The 22,059-nt window shown below is 68.3% G+C and carries 17 protein-coding genes and 1 tRNA gene; 16 read left to right on the top strand and 2 right to left on the bottom strand.

Going from position 1 to position 22,059, the window contains the following annotated elements; all coding sequences use genetic code 11:
• The first annotated feature begins 173 nt into the window (after positions 1 to 173).
• Positions 174 to 3,704, top strand: coding sequence for a TonB-dependent receptor domain-containing protein (locus SGRAN_RS06040; protein ID WP_237233836.1), 3,531 nt, complete (start codon positions 174 to 176; stop codon positions 3,702 to 3,704).
• 584 nt (positions 3,705 to 4,288) lie between these two features.
• Here the strand turns inward: SGRAN_RS06040 and SGRAN_RS06050 are convergent.
• Positions 4,289 to 4,375: transfer RNA gene (locus SGRAN_RS06050), tRNA-Leu, on the bottom strand.
• Between the two features lie 319 nt (positions 4,376 to 4,694).
• Here SGRAN_RS06050 and SGRAN_RS06055 point away from each other — a divergent pair.
• From SGRAN_RS06055 to SGRAN_RS06125, 15 genes are all read left to right on the top strand, one after another.
• Positions 4,695 to 6,275 carry a hypothetical protein gene (locus SGRAN_RS06055; protein WP_067181623.1) on the top strand — a complete coding sequence of 527 codons (1,581 nt, stop codon included), beginning with the start codon at positions 4,695 to 4,697 and terminating at the stop codon, positions 6,273 to 6,275.
• 83 nt (positions 6,276 to 6,358) lie between these two features.
• Positions 6,359 to 9,037, top strand: coding sequence for a TonB-dependent receptor domain-containing protein (locus tag SGRAN_RS06060; protein WP_067181626.1), 2,679 nt, complete (start codon positions 6,359 to 6,361; stop codon positions 9,035 to 9,037).
• Positions 9,038 to 9,628: 591 nt separating this feature from the next.
• Complete coding sequence (locus SGRAN_RS06065) at positions 9,629 to 10,498, top strand: type II secretion system protein N (RefSeq protein ID WP_067181628.1); 870 nt, start codon at positions 9,629 to 9,631, stop codon at positions 10,496 to 10,498.
• A 4-nt stretch (positions 10,499 to 10,502) separates the two neighbouring features.
• Positions 10,503 to 12,707, top strand: a complete 2,205-nt coding sequence (gene gspD, locus SGRAN_RS06070; protein WP_067181631.1) for a type II secretion system secretin GspD — start codon at positions 10,503 to 10,505, stop codon at positions 12,705 to 12,707.
• 17 nt (positions 12,708 to 12,724) lie between these two features.
• Positions 12,725 to 14,206, top strand: coding sequence for a type II secretion system ATPase GspE (gene gspE, locus SGRAN_RS06075; protein ID WP_067186935.1), 1,482 nt, complete (start codon positions 12,725 to 12,727; stop codon positions 14,204 to 14,206).
• Positions 14,199 to 15,416, top strand: coding sequence for a type II secretion system inner membrane protein GspF (gene gspF, locus SGRAN_RS06080; protein WP_067186934.1), 1,218 nt, complete (start codon positions 14,199 to 14,201; stop codon positions 15,414 to 15,416). Before gspE ends, gspF begins: the two co-directional genes overlap by 8 nt.
• Positions 15,417 to 15,428: 12 nt before the next feature.
• Positions 15,429 to 15,911 (top strand): type II secretion system major pseudopilin GspG, encoded by a 483-nt coding sequence (gene gspG / locus SGRAN_RS06085; protein ID WP_067181633.1) that lies wholly within the window; start codon positions 15,429 to 15,431, stop codon positions 15,909 to 15,911.
• A complete protein-coding gene (locus SGRAN_RS06090) occupies positions 15,886 to 16,377 on the top strand; it encodes a GspH/FimT family pseudopilin (protein ID WP_067181636.1) in 492 nt (163 codons plus the stop codon). The genes gspG and SGRAN_RS06090 overlap by 26 nt, the downstream gene beginning before the upstream one ends.
• Positions 16,367 to 16,828, top strand: a complete 462-nt coding sequence (gene gspI, locus SGRAN_RS06095) for a type II secretion system minor pseudopilin GspI (protein ID WP_237233852.1) — start codon at positions 16,367 to 16,369, stop codon at positions 16,826 to 16,828. The genes SGRAN_RS06090 and gspI overlap by 11 nt, the downstream gene beginning before the upstream one ends.
• 71 nt (positions 16,829 to 16,899) lie before the next feature.
• A complete protein-coding gene (gene gspJ, locus SGRAN_RS06100; protein WP_148650808.1) occupies positions 16,900 to 17,553 on the top strand; it encodes a type II secretion system minor pseudopilin GspJ in 654 nt (217 codons plus the stop codon).
• Positions 17,550 to 18,554 carry a type II secretion system minor pseudopilin GspK gene (gene gspK, locus SGRAN_RS06105; RefSeq protein ID WP_067181642.1) on the top strand — a complete coding sequence of 335 codons (1,005 nt, stop codon included), beginning with the start codon at positions 17,550 to 17,552 and terminating at the stop codon, positions 18,552 to 18,554. The genes gspJ and gspK overlap by 4 nt, the downstream gene beginning before the upstream one ends.
• Position 18,555: 1 nt before the next feature.
• Positions 18,556 to 19,713, top strand: coding sequence for a type II secretion system protein GspL (gene gspL, locus SGRAN_RS06110; RefSeq protein ID WP_067181644.1), 1,158 nt, complete (start codon positions 18,556 to 18,558; stop codon positions 19,711 to 19,713).
• A gap of 8 nt (positions 19,714 to 19,721) precedes the next feature.
• Positions 19,722 to 20,192 (top strand): type II secretion system protein GspM, encoded by a 471-nt coding sequence (gspM, locus tag SGRAN_RS06115; protein WP_237233859.1) that lies wholly within the window; start codon positions 19,722 to 19,724, stop codon positions 20,190 to 20,192.
• Positions 20,189 to 20,908: a type II secretion system protein N gene (gene gspN / locus SGRAN_RS06120; RefSeq protein WP_067181649.1), complete on the top strand. Its 720-nt coding sequence runs from the start codon at positions 20,189 to 20,191 to the stop codon at positions 20,906 to 20,908. Before gspM ends, gspN begins: the two co-directional genes overlap by 4 nt.
• Before the next feature lie 6 nt (positions 20,909 to 20,914).
• Complete coding sequence (locus SGRAN_RS06125; RefSeq protein WP_067181651.1) at positions 20,915 to 21,658, top strand: prepilin peptidase; 744 nt, start codon at positions 20,915 to 20,917, stop codon at positions 21,656 to 21,658.
• Here the strand turns inward: SGRAN_RS06125 and pal are convergent.
• Entirely contained in the window at positions 21,645 to 22,016 is a 372-nt protein-coding gene (gene pal, locus SGRAN_RS06130; RefSeq protein WP_404950401.1) for a peptidoglycan-associated lipoprotein Pal, read from the bottom strand. The two genes, SGRAN_RS06125 and pal, sit on opposite strands and share 14 nt — an antisense overlap.
• Positions 22,017 to 22,059: the final 43 nt, after the last annotated feature.

Raw genomic sequence — 22,059 nt, forward strand, 5'->3', positions numbered from 1 at the left:
CGTTTTTGCTTCGCGCGGAGACGCGGAGGCGCGGAGAGGCTGCATTCGCCGCGCAGCGGCTTTCCCTTCCAATCGTGCGGCCAGTCGCACCGTCCATAGGAAAAGGGGCCTGTCGGCCCGAGCCGTCTTCTCCGCGCCTCCGCGCCTCCGCGTGAAATCAACGGGGGCTGCCCATGGTGGAGAGCACGGGGCCATGGGTCCCGGATCAAGCCCGGGGTGACGAAAACAGGATTCCGCCCGAAAAAATTGATCCCCCGCGCTATCCCTGCGCCCCGGTCGCACGTTTTACCCCAAGACGGCTCGAAACGGGGCCGAACATCAGGGAGGGCAAGCCAATGGCACGACGGGGGTATTCACATTCGCTGGCGCTGGGCGCGCTGGCGGTTTCGCTGGCGACGGTCGCGGTCGCGCAGCCCGCCTACGCGCAGGATCAGGTTTACAGCTTCGACATTCCCGCGCAGGACTTGGATTCCGCGCTCAAGGAGTTCGCGCGCGTGTCGGGCCAGCAGGTCGTATTCAATTCGCAGGACGCGCGCGGCAAGACCGCGCCCGCGCTGAAAGGCAGCCATTCCGCGAGCGATGCGCTCGATCTTCTGTTGCGCGGTTCCGGGCTGGTCGCGGAGCGCGGGCGTTCCGGCCTGTTTCTGATCCGAACATCACGTGCTGCCGCGACCCCCGCTGCCGATGACAGTGGCTACCGCCCCGAGGAAATCATCGTCACGGCGCAGAAGCGTAAGGAGGCGGTTCAGGACGTTCCGATCGCCATCACGGCGCTGTCGCAGAAAAGCCTGGAAGAACAGAAGATCGAGGGCGGCCCCGACATCATGCGGGCCGTGCCGAACCTGACATTCAGCAAGTCGAACTTCACCGGCTACAACCTGTCGATCCGCGGCGTCGGCACCAAGTCGATCTCCGCGACCAGCGATCCGGGCGTTGCCGTAGCCTTCAACAACAGCGCCCTCATCCACAACCGCTTCTTCGAGCAGGAATTCTTCGACATGGAGCGTGTCGAGGTGCTGCGTGGACCGCAGGGCACGCTCTACGGCCGCAACGCGACGGGCGGCGTCGTCAACCTGATCACGGCCAAGCCCAAGCTCTCCACGTTCGAGGGCAATCTCAAGGGCGAGGTCGGCAATTACAACAGCCGCCGCCTGCTCGCGATGCTCAACGTCCCGCTGGTCGAGGACGTGCTGGCGGTTCGCGTCGCGGGTTCGATGACCCAGCGCAGCGGCTATGACTATAATGCGACGACCAAGAACCGCATCAACGGCCGCGATCTCTGGTCGCTGCGAACATCGGTGGCCTTCGAACCGGCACCATGGTTCCGCGCCAACCTGATCTGGGAGCGCTTCAGCGAAGACGACAACCGCTCGCGCACCGGCAAGCAGCTTTGCCACCGCGACGACGGGCCCACGCACGTCGGCGGGGTCGATCTGGCAGACAACGTGAACGTGTTTACAGGCGTGGAAATCCGGCGCGCCTTGTTCGGTCAGGGATGCAAGCCGGGCAGTCTTTATGATGACGCGGCCTTCGGCACGCCCAATGGGCTGTCATATAATTTCATTCTGGGAGCAGTTGCGCTAAAGGACTCGGGAACGGGTATTGGGGTAGACCCGAATGCCCCTTCGTTCTTCAATAATCTTGCTTCGGTGGTTCAGCCTGTCGATCCGTACGGCGGCCTCATGCAATCTCGTAATTTGCGAGAAATCAACTCGATTCGTGATCCCCGCTATCGGGCGAAGGCCGATCTCTTCCAGTTCAACCTCGACGTGGACATTACGCCCGCACTGACATTCTCGTCCCAGACGGCGTATAATTCCGATAAAGTCTATTCGCTGCAGGATTATAATCGCTTTACAAGTCTGCCTGTATTTACAGACTCGACAAAATTGACACGCTTCGATGGACAGCCCAGCGAGTTCAGTAATTTGATACCTGGCGGAATATTCTGCGATCCTCAGATCGGCTGTTCCGATACGGTTGCAGGAATTGACATAAGTCAGGCCAAGTCAAAGCAATTCAACCAGGAGTTCAGACTGCAGTCCTCATTCGACGGACCGTTAAACTTTAGTGTTGGGGCTAATTATACTAGGTTTAAGACATTAAATGATTATTACGTCATGTACAATGTACTTACTGCTTTGGCTTGGAGCGGGGGATTTTATCCGGCATTTGGAACTGGTGTTCCATGGAACCCCGCCATGTGCCCTTATTCCACACGAGCATTCGGAGTGCCGGTCGATCCCAGTGATCCGTATGCGGCCTGCGTGTACGTCGACCCCAATCCGGTTGAGAGCATCAACGGAAATGGGCACAATTACTTTCGGTCGAAGAACCCCTATAAGCTTAAATCCACCGCGCTGTTTGGAGAGGCTTATTGGAATATTCGTGACGACCTGAAACTGACGGCTGGCTTTCGCTACACTGAGGATCGCAAGACGTTTACCCCGGTTCCGTCGCAAGTTCTGCTGGCACGCTCCTTGCTTGGAGGTGGGAATGTCTCGGCCGGATACCCCGAAGGCCCGCCGATCAAGCAGAAATGGGGCGAGTGGACGGGACGCATCGGCCTCGACTGGAAGCCGGAATTGGGCTTCACGGACGATACGATGCTCTATGCCTTCTATTCGCGCGGCTACAAAGGTGGCGGCGCCAATCCGCCGAGCCCGGACTTCGCAACCGAGGAGGAGTGGCTCGCCAACGCTATTGCCGACGGCATGCCTCAATCCGATATCGATTTCTATCGCGGCTTCGGCTGGGTTCCGGCGCTGACCCTTACAGGAGTGGGATACGAATCAACGTTTGAACCTGAATTCGTGAACGCCTTCGAGATTGGTGCCAAAAACAGCCTGCTGAATGGAGCGCTGACCTTGAATGCAACGGCGTTCTATTATGACTATAAGGATTATCAGGTCTCCCAGATCAGGGACCGCACCGCCGTGAACGAAAATTTTGACGCCAAGGTCTGGGGGCTGGAATTCGAGACGGTGTTCGCGCCAACACGCAACCTTCGGATCAATGCCAATGTCGGCTATCTCCGCACCAAGATCGGGAAGGGCGAGACCTCGATCGACATCATGAACCGCACCCAAGGAAATCCGGACTATACGCTGGTCAAACCATGGATGCAGTTGCCTTCGAACTGCGTTGTCCCAACTCACGTCGCGGCTGAATGGGCTCGAACCAAGCCGGGGCTGCAGGGCTATTGGGGTATGTGCGGTGGGGTGAGAGGGGCTGTGAACGGGTTCTTTCCGCCGTTCATCGGCGACCCGGCTTTTGGCGGCACGGCTTATGACTACACCAACTATCCCGAACTGAACGGCGGGGCCGGTCTCAAGGCGGATCTCGGGGGTAACGAACTGCCGAACTCGCCGCGCTGGACCGCCAATTTGGGTGCCCAATATACTATCGACTTCGATCCGGACTGGAGCGCCACGATCCGCGGCGACGCCTATTGGCAGGCGAAAAGCTGGGCGCGCGTCTATAATCTGGCGCCCTATGATCGCCTGAAAGGCTGGTCGAACGTCAACCTGTCGCTCCGCATCGATGGTCCCGAAGACCTGACGTTCGAGGCCTATGTGAAGAATGTCTTCAACAAGTCCCCGATCACCGACTCCTTCCTGAACTCGGACGATACGGGCCTGACCACCAACGTCTTCACGCTCGACCCCCGCATCATCGGGTTCAGCATCGCGAAGAGGTTCTAGAGTCCTCTCCCACCCCAATCCACTGGGGGGAACGCCTTGGGCCGCCGCTCGCCTTATCAGTGGCGAACGGCGGCTCATCTTTCGGCAAGCGCAAGGTGAAAGGAAGCAACGCAGCCATTTCCCGCCGCATCAAGACCCGGCCGCGAGCGCGCTCACTTCGGGTTGGAATGAACCACCGCCGTCTTTGTCTGGTCATCCCGGCGAAGGCCGGGATCTCACCCTCTCGTCATGACGCACCGGCGAGATTCCGGCCTCCGCCGGGATGCCGATTCCATCAAAAATGATCACGCTCCAGGTTGCACCGAAAGCACGATCTGCCGGATGGTATCGCAATGCCCCGATCGGTTGCCGCCGCGCTTCGCGACGCTTGGGCGGCCCCGGTGGCTGCCTGCCGTCGCGCGCGAATGGGCGATGGTGAACAGCGATCAATCGACGGGGCGCAGAGGGCGCCCGCGCATCATCCAATAGAGAGAAAATGGCCCGCGCGGTGGCGTCAGTCGTCGCACGTTTTGAACGGCTCACGGAATTCTCCGTGTGCCAAATTGTGCCAAGGCCCCTAAAAAATCCTTGTTTTCAAGGAAAAATGGTGCGGTCGAGAAGACTCGAACTTCCACGGCCTTTCGGCCACAACGACCTCAACGTTGCGCGTCTACCAGTTCCGCCACGACCGCACATCATGTTGGGCCGGACGGGTCCGGCACCGGGTAGGAGCGGGCGCCTAGCAAAGCTTGCGGGGGGATGCAAGCGAGCTTCGCCGCTTTTGTTCCGCGCGTCCCGCATCGCCCGGCGCGCGCCGTTCGCCGCGCTGCGGGCGCGCCTGTCATCGAAGCGACTCCGAAGCGTCATCCCTCTGTCATCGCTCTACCGTCAGACCGTCATCGAATCACCCTAGTGGCGGCGTCACCGGGGGCGAGACGGCGGTGCCTCTCCTCGTTCGCCGGTGATTTTTCAGCAGCGTCCAGGCGGCGCACACCGGGAACGGAGATTTTCATGGCGGCATTCGCACGCATTCGTTTGGTCATGCTCAGCGGCGTGGCCTGTTCCATCCTTGCCGCCTGCGGGGCCGACGGCGTCGCCTCGCCGGGCGAGGGCACGATCGTCATTCCGGCGCCGACGCCCACGCCGACTCCCACCCCCACGCCGACCCCGACGCCGGGCACCGTCACCCCGGCCGCGAACTGCCCGGCCATCGCGGGCAGCGACCAGCTCAGTGACCTCGGCACGATCAGCGGCCCGCAGGGCACCTGGCGCAACTGCGGCTTCCCCGCGCGCTTCAACGCGACGACCGCGATCCCCAAGGTGCCGGGCGTCATCTATTCGCTGCCGGGCCGCGTCGATGTCGGCAAGGACGAGGGGCCGTCGGGCACCAACACGGTCGTCACGCTGACGATCGACCCCGGCGTCGTCATCTTCGGCGCGACCGGCGTGTCGTGGCTCGCGGTTAACCGCGGCAACAAGATCGACGCGGTCGGCACCCCGACCCAGCCGATCATCTTCACCGGCCGCGGCAACGTCGTCGGCTCGGCGGACGACAGCACCTCGCAGCTGTGGGGCGGCGTCGTGCTGCTGGGCCGCGCGCCGGTCACCGACTGCTTCGCGCCGGGGCCGGGCGTCGTCGAGGGCACCGACAGCTGCTACCGCGAGACCGAGGGGGCCAGCGGCGCGCATTACGGCGGGTCGAACAAGGCCGACAGCTCGGGCCGCATGTCCTATGTCCAGATCCGCTATTCGGGCTTCACCCTCGCGCCCGACAAGGAGCTTCAGGCGCTGACCCCCTCGGGCGTGGGGTCTGGCACGCAGCTCGACCATATCCAGAGCCACAACAGCTCCGACGACGGTATCGAGGTGTTCGGCGGCACTGTGAACATGAAGCACCTCGTCATCACCGGCGCCGAGGACGACAGCCTCGACACCGATGTCGGCTATCAGGGCAACATCCAATATGTGATCGCGGTCCAGCGCGCCGGCGGCACGATCGGCGATTCGATCATGGAGATCGATTCGGACGGCAACGAGAATGCGTCGCCGCGCCAGCGCGTGACGATATCGAACTTCACCTTCATCCACCGCAACAACGCCGCCGGGAACGGCGCCGCGATCCGCATCCGCGGCGGGGCCGACTATAATTTCGTCAACGGCCTGATCGTCGCGCCGGGGTTCCGCTGCCTGCGCATCGACAGCACGACGACGACGCAGGCCGCCAATCCCGCGCTCGACGAAGCCGGTCCGCCGCGCTTCGAATCGGTCTCGATGCAGTGCAACGGCACGCCGTTCCGCGGCGGCGGAAGCCCCGCCGTCACCGATGCGGAGGTCAAGGCGATCTTCGAACTGGGGGCGGAGAACCGGACGACCTATGTCCCGACGCTGACCGACCTGTTCGTCAACGGCGCGACCGAGACCGGCTACAAGCCGTTCGATGCCAGGACGCTGAACGCCTTCTTCGACACCACGGCCTATGTCGGCGCCGTCCGCGACGCCAGCGACACCTGGTACCAGGGCTGGACGTGCAACTCGGCCACGGCCTCCTTCGGGTCGGCGAGCGGTGCCTGCACCGCGATCCCGACGACCTGATCCGACGCGACCCGATCGGGGGAGCGGGCGGGCGCTGCACCGGCCCGCTCCCCCCTTCTGCCTTATTCTTGGGGACACTCCACATGACCAAGCGGCCGATCTTCGCCAGCCTGCTTCTCCTCAGCTCCGCGCTCGTCGCGCCGGCCGCCCTCGCCCAGCAGGAGCCGGCCGAAGGCGCGGCGCCCGCCGGCGAACGCCCGGCGTCCGACGAGGCACAGGGCGACGTCTCGATCCCCGGCGGCGGCGGGCAGGAGATTGTCGTCACCGGCCGCTTCACCCCCAATGTCGTCCGCGCGACGCCGGAGGTCGTGTCGGTGCTCTCCTCGGCCGACATCGCGCGCACCGGCGAAGGCGACATCTCGGGCTCGCTCCAGCGCGTGACCGGCCTTTCGGTCGTCGGCGGCGGCTTCGTCTATGTCCGTGGCCTCGGCGACCGCTATTCGCTGGCCTTGCTCAACGGATCGCCGCTGCCGAGCCCCGAGCCGCTGAAGCGCGTCGTGCCGCTCGACATCTTTCCGTCCAACGTCATCGATTCGACGCTCGTCCAGAAAAGCTATTCGGTGAATTTCCCCGGCGAGTTCGGCGGCGGGGTGATCAACCTGACGACCAAGGCGACCCCGCGCGAACCCTTCCTGACCCTGTCGGGCGGCATCGGCTGGGACAGCGAGACGACCAATCAGCTCGGCTACACCTATTATGGCAGCGACACCGACTGGACGGGGTTCGACGACGGCACCCGCGACGTGCCGCCGCTGTTCGCCGCCGCGCTGGCCAGCGGCAAGCCGATCCTCGAGGGTGCCGATTTCAGCCGCGACGAGCTGAAGGCGATGGCGATGCAGCTGTCGAACGCGCCGACGACGCTCCTCCAGCAGAACGACCATATCCCGGTCAACTGGTCGGCGGGGCTCACCGGCGGCACGACGATCGCGCTTCCGGGCGGCGAACTGGGCATCATCGCGACCGCCGGGATCAGCAACAAGTGGCGCACCCGCGACACGCTGCAGCAGACCTCGGTCGAGCGCGACCTGTCGGGCGATCCGCAGTCGAGCTATAACCGCGTCGTCACCGACAATCGCGTCGTCGTGAACGGCCTGCTCGGCTTCGGGCTGGAACTCGGCGAACACAAGCTGCGCTGGACCAGCCTCTATATCCGCGACACGCTGAAACAGGCCCGGCTCGCGCTCGGCACCGACCGCAACCAGTCCGACCGCGACATCATGAAGCAGGACACCGCCTGGTACGAACGGCAGCTGATCAACACCCAGTTCGTCGGCGAGTTCAAGTTCGACCGGCTGTCGCTCGACCTGCGCGGCGCCTACGCCAATTCGCAGCGCGAGGCGCCCTATGAGCGCAGCTTCACCTATGTCCGCACCAACCTGCCTCCCGAACAGGACCCGGTCGGCGGCAAGTTCGTCAATGACCTCGGCGGCAGCCGCGGCGACGCGTCGATCGCCTTTTCGGAGCTGAACGAGGACCTATGGTCGGGCGGCGTCGACCTGTCCTATGAAATCGCGCCGCGCGTCAGCGCGACGGTCGGCTATGCCTACAGCGACACGCACCGCGTCGCGACGCGCCGGTCCTTCCTGTTCCGCGCCTCGAACCTGCCGCTGGCGGTGCAGCAGCTCCGCCCCGACTATCTGCTCTCCGACGCGACGATCCAGCTCTACGACATCACGATGATCGAAACCTCGGCGCAGGACGGCACCGCGGCCTTCGATGCCAAGCTGCGCACCCACGCGGGTTATGCCCAGCTTCAGGCCGAGATCGTGCCGGGGGTCAATGTCAATGCGGGCGTCCGCTATGAACAGGCGAAGCAGACGGTCGCGCCGGTCGACCTGTTCGGCAGCGGCTCGTCGGCGATAGTGGCGACCAACCTCGACCGCGATTACTGGCTACCGGCGGTGACGCTGACCTGGGAACTGGCACCCGACATGCAGCTTCGCGCGAGCGGGTCGAAGACGATCGCGCGCCCGCAGTTCCGCGAACTGGTGGCGCAGGTCTATCAGGACCCCGAATCGAACCGCCTGTACCGCGGCAACCCGTCGCTCACCGACAGCGAGCTGTGGAATGCCGAGGCGCGCTACGAATGGTATTTCGGGCGCGATCAGCGGCTGTCGGTCGCCGGCTTCTACAAGGCGATCGACAATCCGATCGAGGCCTATACCTCGATCTCGGATTCGTCGATCAACACCAGCTACGCCAACGCGCCCAAGGCGACGCTCTATGGCGCCGAGGTCGAGCTTCAGAAATATGTGCCGCTGGACAATATGTCGGATGGGGCCTTCTGGGCCAGCCGCCGGCTCGTGCTGATCGGCAACTACACCTACACGCAGTCGAAGATAAAGGTCGGCGCGGGCGACACCACCGTCATCGACGGGACCCGGCAGGACGCGGCCAATTATTTCTTCGACGGCGCGCCGCTGACCGGCCAGTCGGACCATCTGGTCAACGTCCAGATCGGGCTGGAGGACACCGACCGGCTGTCGCAGCAGACGTTGCTGCTGACCTATGCCAGCCCGCGCGTCACCAGCCGCGGTCCGTCGGGGCAGCCCGACCTGCTCGAAAAGCCGGGCGTCTCGCTCGATTTCATCGCGCGGCAGGGCCTGATGCTGCTGGGCAAGGAGATCGAACTGAAGTTCGAGGCCCGCAACCTGACCGGCCGCACCTACAAGGAGGTGCAGGAATCGGGGAGCAACCGCATCTATTTCAACCGCTACAAGCTCGGCCGCACCTTCTCGCTGAGCGCGTCGCTCAAATTCTAGACTCTGTCCTGTGGGGATTTAGGGTTCGGCACAGCTTTTCCCATTCGTCAACTGTTCCCCGGCGAAAGCCGGGGTCCATGCGTGGTAGCGCTGTGCCATCTGGACCCCGGCTTTCGCCGGGGAACAGCTCCCTACTTGCCTGAAGGGTATATATCCCAACTTGTTTCAGGGTCCATGGTCTGCCCTCGACTGAACGACGGCGCAAAAGGGAAGGTCCGGCCATGGACCCTGAACCAAGTTCCGGGTGACGAATGGGTAAAGCCGTGCCGAACCCCGAACCCCCACAGGCCGTAGATTCCGATAACTTCGGATCGACCCCCTTTTTGCGTCATTGCGAGCGGAGCGAAGCAATCCAGGGCGGCTTACGCCTGCTCTGGATTGCCGCGCGGCTGCGCCGCTCGCGGGTGACGGTCCCTTGACGGCATCATGCCATGGCAATGCGGCTGCCCTTCCTCTTCATGGAAGGGCATTCACCCTCGGACTCGCTCCACTGACAAAAAACTGTAATCTTCCCGTCAACTGATTGTCACCGATCGGCCCTAGGGCGATTCGCGTGCCGCAGATTCAGCCTCGGGGGGACAAAGGGATTTCATGGCGATGGTGATGCCCGGATCGGCCTTGCGGCTGCCGCGCGCGTTTCCCGCGTGGCTGCGCGGCGGCCGGCGCTCGCCGCGCGCGCTGGCGCCGACGCTGCTTATCGGCCTGATCGGCGCGCTGCTCGTGCTGCAGGCCGTGCGCCTGCTGTGGGCGCTGATCGTGCCGCTGGCGCCGCTCGGCGCATGGCAGCCGCAGACCGCGGCGATCGCATCGCCCGCCGAACGGCGCGCGCTGTTCGCGGGCTTCGATCCCTTCTTCCGCACCGCGGCGCAGGGACCGGCAAGCGCGACCGTCACCGCGCTCGGGCTGACCCTCCACGGCGTCAATATCAACGAGGCGACCGGCGGCGGCTCGGCGATCATCGCGGGCGAGGACGGCGTGCAGGCAAGCTATGCGGTCGGTGACGAGATCGCGCCGGGGGTGACGCTCGCGGGCGTCGCCTTCGACCATGTGGTGCTCGACCGCGGCGGTGCGCGCGAAAGCCTGTTCCTCGACCAGAGCGGCGAGGCGCCGGTCGCCAGTCCCGCATCATCGCTTCCCATGCCGACCCCTGAGCCTGCGGCACCCGCCGCTGGCGGCGAACTCTCGCCCGCCGCGCTGAAGGCGGGGGTCGCCTTCGCACCGCGCAGCGAGGGTGGGCGCGTCACCGGCCTCGTCGTTCAGCCGCAGGGCGACGGCACCGCCTTCCGCGCCGCGGGCCTGCGCCCCGGCGACGTCATCCGGTCGGTCGGCGGCCGCCCGATCGCATCCGCGGGCGACGTCGCGGCGCTCGCGGGCCAGTTCACGCCGGGCGCGCGCCTGTCGCTCGAGGTCGAGCGCGGCGCGGGCGTCGTCCCCATCGCCCTCTTCCTGTCAAAGCCGTAGGTTCATGCGCTTCAAACTTTCCCTGATGCTGGCCGTCGCGCTCGTTTCCGCCGCACCGGCCCCCGCGTCGGCCCAGTATACGCTCAACGTCCGCGACGCCGACATTCGCGCCTTCATCCAGGACGCGGCGCGGATCACCGGGCGCACCTTCGTCATCGACGGGCGCGTGGGCGGCAAGGTGTCGGTCGTCACCGACCGGCCGCTGTCGCGCAGCGAATATTTCGAGATATTCCTCGCCACCCTGCGCTCGAACGGGCTGGTCGCGGTGCCGGGCCCGAACGGCAGCTATCGCATCCAGCCGATCGACGGCGCCGCGGCGCAGCCCGGTCGCATCGGCAGCGACCGCGCGGCGCAGAACCAGTTCGTGACCGAGATCATCCGCCTGCGCCACATCGACGCGGTCGCGGCGGTCGAAACGCTGCGCCCGCTGGTCAGCGCGCAGGGCTCGCTGACCGCGAACCGCAACGCCAACAGCCTCGTCGTCGCCGATTTCGCCGACAATATCCGCCGCATCCGCGCGCTTGCCGCCAGCATCGACCGCGACAGCTCGACCAGCGAGATCGTATCGCTGAAGAATGCCGGCGCGCGCGAGATCGCCGCGGCCCTGCAGGCGCTGGTGCCCGCGGCCGGGGAGGGGGCGCAGGCGCCGCTCGCGGTCGTCCCCATCGACAGCAGCAACGCCATCGCGCTGCGCGGCGACCAGGCGATGGTCGCGCGCTTCGTCCAGATGGCGCGCGACCTCGACCAGAAGGCGGCGGGCGGCACCGAATTGCGCGTCTATTGGCTCGAACATGCGAATGCCGAGACGCTGCTTCCGACCTTGCAGCAGCTCGTCGGCGGCGGCAGCGACCCGGCGCAGAAGGCGGGGCTTCCCCCTGCGTCCTCCTCCTTCGGGTCGGCGGGCGAGGGTGGGGCCGCACCCGCCGCGGCGCCGGCCGCTGCGTCCGCCGGCGTCGGCGGATCGGGCGGCAGCATCGCGACGCGCGGACCCGCGATCGTCACCCGCTACGAAGGCGCGAACGCGATCATCGTCGCCGCCAATTCCGACGTGCAGCGCATGCTCGGCGAACTGATCCGCCAGCTCGACGCACGGCGCGAGCAGGTGCTGGTCGAGGCGGTGGTGGTCGAGATCGGCGACGATGCGGCGAAGCGGCTCGGCGTCCAGTTCCTGCTCGGCGGCAAGAATATTCCGTTCGCCGCGACCAATTACAGCAACGCGGTGCCGAACATCCTGACGATCGGCGGCGCCTATGCGGCCAACCGGCTGACCCAGGAAACGACGACGGTCAACGGCACCACCACCGTCACCCAGACGACGAGCGCGCTGGGCAACAGCCTGCAGGAAGCGGCGGCGGCCTCGATCCTTCAGGCGACCGGCGGCTTCGGCGGTTTCGCGGGGGATATCGGCAAAAACACCGTGTTCGGCACGATCATCAACGCGGTGCGGTCGGATACCAGTTCGAACCTGCTGGCGACGCCGCATATCGTGACGCTCGACAATCAGGCGGCGAAATTCCTGGTCGGGCAGGAGGTGCCGATCACCACCGGCGAGGCGCTCAGCGACAATTTCGACAACGCCTTCCGCACCGTCCAGCGCGAAGAGGTCGGCATCAAGCTGGAGGTCACGCCGCAGGTCAACGCGGCGGGCGAGGTCAAGCTGTTCGTGCGGCAGGAGGTGTCGAGCGTTGCCGGCCCGGTATCCTCGCGCAACAGCGACCTGATCCTCAACAAGCGCTATTTCGAAACGACGCTGACCGTCGATGACGGCCAGATACTGGCGATCGGCGGCCTGCTCAACGACGACGAGCGGCGGACGATCGAGCGCGTGCCGCTGCTCAGCGACATTCCGCTGATCGGCGAACTGTTCAAGTCGCGCACCCGCAGCCGCGCCAAGACCAACCTGATGGTGTTCATCCGCCCGACCGTGCTGCGCAGCCGCGAGGACAATGCCGCGCTCACCGCGCGCCGCTACGGCTTCATCCGCGACGCCCAGCTTCGCCGCAATCCCGACGCCGAGCCGGCGATCGATGCGCTGGTGCGCGACTATCTGGGCACGGTGCCGCCGCTGCCGAGCGCGCCGACCGCCGCCGACACCACCGTCGGCCCGGTCGACCTTCCCGCGCTGCGCGGCGCCGACGGCACCGTCACGCCGACCGAGGTGCCGCCGTCGGTCGGGGACGCGCCGCGGCCGGGGGGAGCGGATCGGTGACCGCCGCCGAACCGGCCATGCCCCCTGCGCCGCCGGTCGATATCCCCTATGGCTTCGCGCGCGCGCACGGCGTCGTCATCGCGCCGGGCGAGGACGGCGTGTGGCTGGCGACGCTGCGCGAGGGCAGCGATCCCGCGGTGCTGATCGAGGTCAAGCGTCACCTCGCGGCGCCGCTGCGCGTCGCCACCGCGCCGCCCGCCGATTTCGACCGCCTGCTGTCCGATCATTATGCCGTCGACGCGTCGGCGGCGGCGATGGCGGGCTCGCTCGACGGCGGCGACATCGACCTGATCGCGGGCGGCCTGCCGAGCGCCGAGGACCTGCTCGACAGCGCCGACGACGCCCCCGCGATCCGCCTGATCAACGCGATCATCGCCGAGGCGGTGCGGCAGGGGGTCAGCGACATCCATGTCGAGCCCTATGAAAGCGGGCTGGTCGTGCGGATGCGCACCGACGGCGTGCTGCGCGAGCATCTGCGCATGCCGCCGCACGTTGCGCCGGTCGTCGTCAGCCGCATCAAGGTGATGGCGCGCCTCGACATCGCGGAGCGCCGGGTGCCGCAGGACGGGCGCATCGCGCTGACGCTCGCGGGCAAGGCGGTCGACGTGCGCGTGTCGACCCTGCCGAGCCGCGCCGGCGAGCGCGTCGTGATGCGCATCCTCGACAAGGACACGGCGGGGATCGACTTCGACGTCCTCGGCCTGACGGGCGAGGCCGACCGCATATTGCGCGAGGCGCTCGCCGAACCGAACGGCATCATCCTCGTCACCGGGCCCACCGGGTCGGGCAAGACGACGACGCTCTATGCGGCGCTCAAGCAGTTGAACGACGGGCAGCGGAATATCCTGACCGTCGAGGATCCCGTCGAATATGCCGTCGACGGCGTCGGCCAGACGCAGGTGAACCCGAAGGTCGGGCTCGATTTCGCGGCGGGGCTGCGCGCGATCCTGCGCCAGGACCCCGACGTCGTGATGGTCGGCGAAATCCGCGACCGCGAGACCGCCGACATCGCGGTGCAGGCGTCGCTGACCGGCCACCTCGTGCTTTCGACCGTCCACACCAACGACGCGGTGGGCGCGATCACCCGCCTCAAGGACCTGAAGGTCGAGCCCTTCCTGCTCGCCTCGACGCTGCGCGCGGTGCTGGCGCAGCGGCTGGTCCGCAAGCTCTGCGACCATTGCCGCGAGCCGGTGCAGGCCGACAACGGCATCGCCGCGGTGCTCGGGCTCGACATCGGCACGGTGATCTGGCGCCCGAAGGGCTGCGAGGCGTGCGGCCACAGCGGTTTCAAGGGCCGCATCGGCGTGTTCGAGGCGATCCGGGTCGACGAAACGATCCGCCGCTACATCTACGCCGGCGGCGACGAGACGATGATCGCGAAACACGCCTTCCTCAAATCGCCGACCCTCGCTTCGGCGGCGCGCGCGATGGTCGCGAAGGGACTGACCACGCCCGAGGAGGCGATCCGCATCGCGCGGCGCGAGGATGTCGATGCCTGACTATCGCTATGTCGCGATCGACCCGCGCGGGCGCGAGCGCCGCGGGCGCCTCCGCGCCGCGAACGACGATGCCGCGCGCGCCGACCTGACCGCGCGCCGCTTCCACATCGTCGCGGTGGAGGAAGCGGGCGCGCGACCGGCCGGCCGCTCGCTGTTTCTCGCGCGGCGCCGCGACCGCCTGACCGCGAGGGACCTCGCGCTGTTCACGCGCCAGCTGGCGACGCTGGCCGAGGTCGCGCCGCTCGAAGAGGCGCTGCGCACGCTGGGCCGCCAGAGCGAAGCGGAAAGCGCGCGCGCGGTGATCGGCGACGTCCACGCCGGGCTGCTCGAAGGCCGCCGCCTCGCCGATGCGATGGCGCGCCAGCCGCGCAGCTTTCCGCCGCTTTACCGCGCGATGGTCGCGGCGGGGGAGACGACCGGCAGCCTGACGCTGATCCTCGCGCGGCTCGCCGACCTGCTCGAACGCCAGGCCGAGGTGCGCGGCAAGCTGATCGCGGCGCTCGCCTATCCGATCGTGCTCGCCATCGTCGCGGTCGGGGTCGTCGCGGCGCTGATGATCTTCGTCGTCCCGCGTGTCGTCGAACAGTTCACCGACGTCGGGCAGCAGCTTCCCTTCCTGACCCGCGCGGTGATCGCGATCTCGGGCTTCCTCGCGGGCTGGTGGTGGCTGATCGCGCTGCTGCTCGCCGCGGCCGCCTTCGGCTGGACGACGGCGATGCGCCGCCCGGCGTTCAAGGCGCGGGTCGATGCGCGGCTTCTGCGCCTGCCGCTGATCGGCCGGCTGCTGCGCGACCTGTACGCCGCCCGCTTCGCGCGCACCCTCGCGACGATGGTGTCGAGCCGGCTGCCGCTGGTCGAGGGGCTGCGGCTGACGGTGCCGACGATCCGCAACGCCGCGCTCGCCGCCGCGACCGCGGGGCTCGTCGATCAGGTGCGCGCCGGCGGCAGCCTGTCGTCGGCACTTCGCGATGCGGGGGTGTTCCCGCCGCTGCTCGTCTACATGACCGCGAGCGGCGAAAGCGCGGGGCGGCTGGAGGCGATGCTCGAACGCGCCGCCGATTATCTGGAGCGCGAGTTCGACCGCTTCACGGCGGCGTCGATGGCGTTACTCGAACCTGTCATAATTGTCGTTATGGGGTCGTGCGTCGCCTTGATCATCCTCTCCATCCTGCTGCCGATCCTCCAGTTGCAGAACCTTGCGGGGCTATAATAGATGTCGCTGATGCAGCTTTTCCTTCGCCTGATGCTCGATTCCTCGCGCCCCGCCGTTCGGCGCCGCCGCCGCAAGGGCGAACGCGGCTTCACCCTGACCGAACTGATGGTGGTGATCTTCATCATCGGGCTGCTCGCGACGGTGGTGATGATCAACGTGCTGCCGAGCCAGGACAAGGCGATGGTGACCAAGGCAAAGGCCGATATCGCCACGCTGGAAAACGCGCTCGAACAATATCGCCTCGACAATCTCACCTATCCGGCGACCAGCGACGGACTGAACGCGCTCGTCACCGCGCCGCCCTCGCTCGGCCAGCCCGAACGCTACCGTCGCGGCGGCTATATCAAGAAGCTGCCGAGCGATCCGTGGGGACGGCCCTATAATTATCAGGCGCCCGCCGCGAACGGAAAGGCGTTCGACGTCTGGTCGCTCGGCGCCGACGGCGCGCCGGGCGGGACAGACGAAAATGCCGATATCCGCGGAGACAGTTGAGCCGCGCGCGGCGCGTCGCGGCGTCGGGAACCGGGGATTCACGCTCGTCGAACTGATGGTGGTGCTGGCGATCCTCGCGCTGGCCGCCACCGCGGTCGTGCTCACCATTCCTGGTGAGGAGCGCGGGCTGCGCAGCGAGGCCGACCGGCTCGCGGCGCGGCTCGCCGCCGCGCGCGACGTCGCGGTGATCGAGGGGCGCAGCGTCGCGGTCGACTTCGCGCCCTCGGGCTATGGCTTCGCGCGCCGCGTCGACGGCGCGTGGCAGCCGCTCCCCGGCCGTGCGTTCGAGCGGCGGAACTGGCCCTCGGGAACGGGGTTCGCGGCCGGGGACGGACAGGCGGTCGCGCGCATTCTCTTCGACCGCGTCGGCACCAGCCCGACGCCGCAGGCGCTGCGGCTGTCGAGCGGCGACGCGCGCGCGGTGATCCGCGTCTCGGCGACCGGGGAGATCGGTCGTGACGAATAGGCGGAACCGTTCCCCGGCGAAAGCCGGGGTCCACGACATCGAGCGCGGCTCGCCGCCGCTCGGGGCCGCGGCGTCCGCCGGGGCGCGAACAAGGGCCGATGATCGCGGCTTCACCTTGCTGGAAATGCTCGTCGCGCTCAGCATCATCAGCATCGCGGCGCTGACGCTGGTGCGGCTCGACGCCTATGCGGTCCGCTCGGCGGGCGACCTCGACGAGCGCACGGTCGCGGGCATCGTCGCGCAGAATCGCGCGGTCGAAATCTGGACCGACCCCGTACCGCCGACGATCGGCGCCAGCGCGGTCGGCGTTGCCAACGCCGGCCGCAACTGGCGCATCGAACAGCGCGTCGCGCGCACCGCCGACGACAGCCTGCTGCGCATCGACCTGATCGTGCGCCCCGAAAGCGGTCGCGGTCAGGCGGCGCTGACGATCGTCAGGTCGTCGCGGTGACATATCGCCGGCCGCCTTTCTCGTGCTCCCCGGCGAAGGCCGGGGTCCAGGGTGCTGTAAAGCGGTGTTCCGTGCGACCTCCCGAGGCCCCGGCGTCCGCCGGGGCGCGCCACCCTGACGGGCAGCGCGGCTTCACCCTCGTCGAAATGCTCGTCGCGCTGTCGCTCTTTGCCGCGATCGCGGCGATCGGGGTTGGCCTGCTCCGCAGCAGCGTCGATACGCAGGACGCGGTGCAGGCGCGGCTCCAGGCGATGAGCGGGACCAACCGGCTGCGCGCGGTGATGGCGAACGATCTTGCACAGGCGGTGCAGCGCTCGACGCGTGGCCCGGCGGGGGAGGCGGTGCCGGCCTTCTTCGGATCGGCGACCGGCTTCGCCTTCGTCCACGCCGGGGCGGCCGCCCACGACGGCGCGCCGCGACCTTCGGTCGAGCGCGTCGGCTATGCGCTGGTCGGCGGCGAGTGGCGCCGCGCCGTCCAGCCGATGCTCGACGGCACGGCGCTTTCCGAAGGCGACCGGCTGGTTGGCGACGTGACCGGTGTCGCGGTTCGCTATCGTGGCGATGACGGCGCCTGGTCGGAAAGCTGGACGTCGGAGCCCGGCGACCGCCTGCCGCGCGCGGTCGAGGTGCGTTTGACACGCACCGGCCGCGCACCGCTGACCATGGCCTTTCTGGTCGCGCCGACCATGCTGCCGCCGCCGGTTCCGGCGGAGATCGCGCCATGAAGCGGCGCCGGGACGAACGCGGCGCCGCGCTGCTCAGCGTGCTGCTGCTCGTCGCGGTGATGGCGGTGATCGCCGCGACCGCGCTCGACCGGCTGACGCTGGCGACGCGCATCGCGGGCAGCGCCGCCACGGTCGATCAGGGGCGCGCCTACGCCTTTGCCGCCGAACAGATCGCGCTGCGCCGCGTCGCCGACCTCGTGGCGCGCGATCCGGCGAAGCTGACGCTCGCGGGCGGCTGGCTCGGCCGCGATTTCGATCTGCCGCTGCCCGGCGGCGCGGGAACGGCGCGGCTGACCGACGCCGCCAATTGCTTCAACCTCAACAGCCTCGCTTCCGAGACGATGCCGGGCCGGCTCAGCCAGCGGCCCGGCGCGGTCGCGCAGTTCGCGGAATTGATGGCGCTGCTCGGCATCGACCGCGGCGAAGCGCAGGCGGTTGCCGCCGCGACCGCCGACTGGATCGACAGCGACGCCAACGAAGCGCCGCTCGGCGCCGAGGACGGCGCCTATCGCGCGATGCAGACGCCGTATCTCGCCGCCAACCGCAAGATGGCGGACAGCAGCGAGTTGCGCGCCGTGCGCGGGGTCACGCCAAAGCTTTATGCGCGGCTGCGGCCGTGGATATGCGCGCTACCGCTCGCCGAGCCGGTGAAGATCAACGTCAACACGCTGCGGCCCGAACAGGCGCCGCTGGTCGCGATGCTGGTCCCCGGCCAGATCGGGATCGCGGACGTGCGGGCGGCGCTGGCGGCGCGCCCCGCCGACGGCTATGGCAGCAGCGAGCGATTCTGGAATGCGCCGTCGCTCGCGCGGATCGACCCGCCGCAGGATGCCGCCGCGCAGGTGGGCGTCGGCAGCCGCTGGCTGATGCTGCGGACGCGGGTGACGATGGGGGATGGGGTGCTGACGGCCAATGCGCTTATCGATGCCCATGGCGGCGCACTCGTGGCGGGGGCGGCCCCGCCGGCGATCGTGCGCCGCGACTGGGGCGACAGCGACTGATATGGCGCGCACGCTGCTCCTCTGGCTGCCGCGCATCGCGGCGCTCGGCGACCGATCGGCGCCGCCTCCCGCCTGGCTGCGTGTCGACGACGGCGTGATCGTCGATTCGGGGCAGGACGAAGGCCGGGTCGACGCGTGGGAACGGAGCGGGGAGCATAGGGGAGAGGCGGGCGAAGACGACCGGCTGATCGCGCTCGCGCCCGCCGCCGATGCGCCGCTTCGCTGGCTCTCCTATTCCGACGCGGCGCCGGCGCAGGCCGCCGCGGCCGCCCGGATCGACGCGCTGCGCGACAGTCTGGGCGATGCAGCGGCGCTGCACATCGTCGCCGGCGAACCGGTCGAGGCGGGGCAGGCGGTGCCGGTGGCGACCACTACCCAGGCCGCGATGCGGGCGTGGACCGGCTGGCTCGAAGCGCAAGGGCTGGCGCCCGCCGCGATCCTGCCCGTCGCGGCGCTGGTTCCGCCGCCCGAGCCCGACGCGCTCTGGCTCGCCGAAGTCGGCGGCGAACGGATCGTCCGCACGCCCGACCGCGCCTATGCGTCCGATCCGGAGATCGACCCGCTGATCGCCGCCGGGCGAACGATCGCGCCGCTCGATGCGGGGCGGATGCAACAGGCGTTGCTGCTGTCGCTCGCCGCGCCCGCGCTCGACCTGCTCAGCGGGGCGTGGAAGCCGAAGCGCCGCTGGGCGGTCGATCCGGGGCTGTTGCGTCTCGCCGGGCGAGGGCTGCTGGCGCTGCTTCTCGTCAGCGTGGCGATTCCGGTCGTGCATGCCGTCCGGTTGGCGTCCGACACAAGGCGCGCCGATGCGGCGGCCGTCGCGGCGGCGGAGCAGGCGGGGATCGCCGCGCCCGACGCCCCGGCCGCGGAGGCGGAGATCGACCGGCGCCTTGCCGCGGCGGGGGGCGGTCCGCTGGCCTTTTCAGTGCCCGCCTCCGCGCTCTATGACGCGATGCGCGATGCACCGGGGGTGACGCTGCGCACGCTGGCGCACCGCACCGACGGCACGCTGACGACGACGCTCGCCGCGCCGCGTATCGACGACATCAACCAGGTCCTCCTCGCGCTCCAGGCTCGCGGCTATCGCATCACGGCGCAGCCGATGGCGGGCACCGACGGGCAGCAGATGGCCAATGTGACGATCCGGGCGGTCCCATGAGAGAAAGCGTGCAAAACTGGTGGGCGGGGTTGACGCAGCGCGAGCGCTGGCTGGTCGGCATCGCCGCCGTGCTGGCGCTTGCAGTGCTGCTGTGGGCGCTCGCGCGGCCTGCCTATGCCGCGTTCGTCGATCTGGACACCGCGCATCGCGCCGCGGTCGAGCGCGAGGGGCGCGTCGCGGCCAAGGTGCGGCTGCTTTCGCGGCGCCCGGCCTCTTCGGTCGCGGCGGCGGTCGATGCGGCGTCGATCGACCAGTATCTGGCGCAGTCGGCGGGCGAGATCGGCCTGACGCTCGATCGCAACGAGGCGCGCGGGGCGCGGCAGGCGACGATCGCGATCGCCACGGCGAAGGCCCCCGTGCTGATCGACTGGCTCGCCGCGCTCGAGGCGCAGGGGTTCGTGATCGATCAACTCAGCATCACGCCCGCCGCCGACGGCACCGTCGGCGTGACCGCCGACCTCAGAAAGGGCGGCCGGTGACCGGCGGACGCAGGCGCTGGATCGCGGCGGCGGTGCTGTTCGCGCTGCTGCTGATCGGTGCGACCTTTCCGCTGCGGCTCGCGCTGGGACTGGCGGGGGCGGATGATGCCGGGGTCGCCGCGCGCGAGGTGCGCGGGTCGATCTGGTCGGGGACGCTGATCGACGCGCGGCTCGGCGTCCTGCCGCTCGGCACGGTGCACGCCAGCCTGTCGCCGCTCGCGCTGTTGACGGGACGGATCGAACTCGCCTTTTCGCGCAGCGACGAACGGCTCGGCGCGCTGGCGGGACGGCTTCATGGCAGCGATCCGCGCGGGCTGTCGGAGGTTGACGGCGTGACGAGCGTGTCGGGCGGACTGGGCGCGATTCCCGTCGATACGCTGCGCTTCGAGGGCACCACCGTCCGCTTCGGATCCGACGGCCGCTGCGTCGAAGCGGGAGGACGACTGCAACTGTCGGTCGCGGCTCCCATCGCCGGCCTCGACCTGTCGCGCGGCCTGTCGGGCCCGCTCACCTGCGCGGACGGCCGCGCGCAGGCGGCGCTGTCGAGTCAGTCGGGGATGGAGCGGCTGACGCTTTCGTTCGACGGCAGCGGCGCGTATCGCGCGGCGTTCGCGATCAATGTCGATCGCGATCCGGCGATGGCGGCGGCGCTCGGCGCGCTGGGATTCAAGCCCGGACCGGACGGGTTCCGGCTCGCGACCAGCGGCCGGTTCTGAGGATCGGTGGCCGACGTCATCCTTGCCGCGGCGATCGGGCTGATCTGGGGCAGCTTCATCGCGACGCTGGTGCTGCGCTGGCCCGCCGGGCGATCGGTGCGCGGGCGGTCGTGTTGCGATGCGTGCGGGCAGGCGCTCGGCGTGCGCGATCTGGTGCCGCTGCTGTCGGCATTGGCGCGGCGCGGTCGGTGCCGGCATTGCGGCGCGGCGATCGATCCCTTTCACGCCAGCGTCGAACTCGGCGCCGCGACGATCGGTGTTGTTGCGCTGGCGATGGTGCCCGGACCGGCGGGATGGCTCTGGGCGGTGTTCGGCTGGCTGCTGCTGCCGCTTGCGCTGCTCGATGCGCGGCATCTCTGGCTTCCCGACCGGCTGAACGCCTTGCTCGCCGCGGTCGGTCTGCTCTTTGCCGGGCCGATGCTGGAGGCGAGCCTGCTCGACCGCTGGATCGGCGCGCTGGCCGGCGGGCTCGCGCTGGCGCTGCTCGGCTGGAGTTATCGCCGCCTGCGCGGCGGCGAAGGGATGGGCGGCGGCGATCCCAAGCTGGTCGCGGCGATCGGCTGCTGGATCGGCTGGCAGGCGCTGCCGCTGATGCTGCTTCTCGCCAGCCTGTCCGGGTTGGTCTGGGCGCTGGCGACGCAAGGAAAAGGGGACCGGCCGCTGGCGGCGCGGCGGGTCCCCTTCGGTCTGTTCGCGTGCATCGCGGCTTTTGCCGCGGTGCCGCTGTGGCTCTGGCTCAGCGGCCGATGACCACCGTCACCGCGCGGCGGTTCTGCGCCCAGGCTTCCTCGTTCGACCCGAGCGCCGCCGGGCGCTCCTTGCCATAGCTGATGACCTGGATGCGCGACGGATCGACGCCCAGCGAGGCGAGATAATTCTTCGCGGCATTGGCGCGGCGCTCGCCCAGCGCGATGTTGTAGTCGCGGGTGCCGCGCTCGTCGGCATGGCCTTCCAGCGTCACGCGCACCGCCGGGTTGCGCTGGAGCCACTGCGCCTGGCTCTGCAGCGTCGCCTGATCCTCGGCATCGACATTATACTGGTCGAAGCCGAAGAAGATGCGGTCGGAGGTGACGCTGGCGACGAAATCTTCCTGCGATCCGGGGACCACGCCGGTGCCGGTATTGGCGCCGGTATCGGTGCCGGTGCCTTCG

Origin of the sequence: Sphingopyxis granuli (assembly GCF_001559015.1) — a bacterium.
Lineage (GTDB): Bacteria > Pseudomonadota > Alphaproteobacteria > Sphingomonadales > Sphingomonadaceae > Sphingopyxis > Sphingopyxis granuli.

Bases quoted from the DNA above. Each gene is read 5' to 3' on its own strand.
- SGRAN_RS06040 (WP_237233836.1), top strand. From the start codon at position 174: ATGGTGGAGAGCACGGGGCCATGGGTCCCGGATCAAGCCCGGGGTGAC.
- gspL (WP_067181644.1), top strand. From the start codon at position 18,556: ATGGCGCGCACGCTGCTCCTCTGGCTGCCGCGCATCGCGGCGCTCGGC.
- gspD (WP_067181631.1), top strand. From the start codon at position 10,503: ATGCGCTTCAAACTTTCCCTGATGCTGGCCGTCGCGCTCGTTTCCGCC.
- gspK (WP_067181642.1), top strand. From the start codon at position 17,550: ATGAAGCGGCGCCGGGACGAACGCGGCGCCGCGCTGCTCAGCGTGCTG.
- gspE (WP_067186935.1), top strand. From the start codon at position 12,725: ATGCCCCCTGCGCCGCCGGTCGATATCCCCTATGGCTTCGCGCGCGCG.
- gspG (WP_067181633.1), top strand. From the start codon at position 15,429: ATGCAGCTTTTCCTTCGCCTGATGCTCGATTCCTCGCGCCCCGCCGTT.
- SGRAN_RS06060 (WP_067181626.1), top strand. From the start codon at position 6,359: ATGACCAAGCGGCCGATCTTCGCCAGCCTGCTTCTCCTCAGCTCCGCG.
- SGRAN_RS06055 (WP_067181623.1), top strand. From the start codon at position 4,695: ATGGCGGCATTCGCACGCATTCGTTTGGTCATGCTCAGCGGCGTGGCC.
- SGRAN_RS06090 (WP_067181636.1), top strand. From the start codon at position 15,886: ATGCCGATATCCGCGGAGACAGTTGAGCCGCGCGCGGCGCGTCGCGGC.
- SGRAN_RS06065 (WP_067181628.1), top strand. From the start codon at position 9,629: ATGGCGATGGTGATGCCCGGATCGGCCTTGCGGCTGCCGCGCGCGTTT.
- gspF (WP_067186934.1), top strand. From the start codon at position 14,199: ATGCCTGACTATCGCTATGTCGCGATCGACCCGCGCGGGCGCGAGCGC.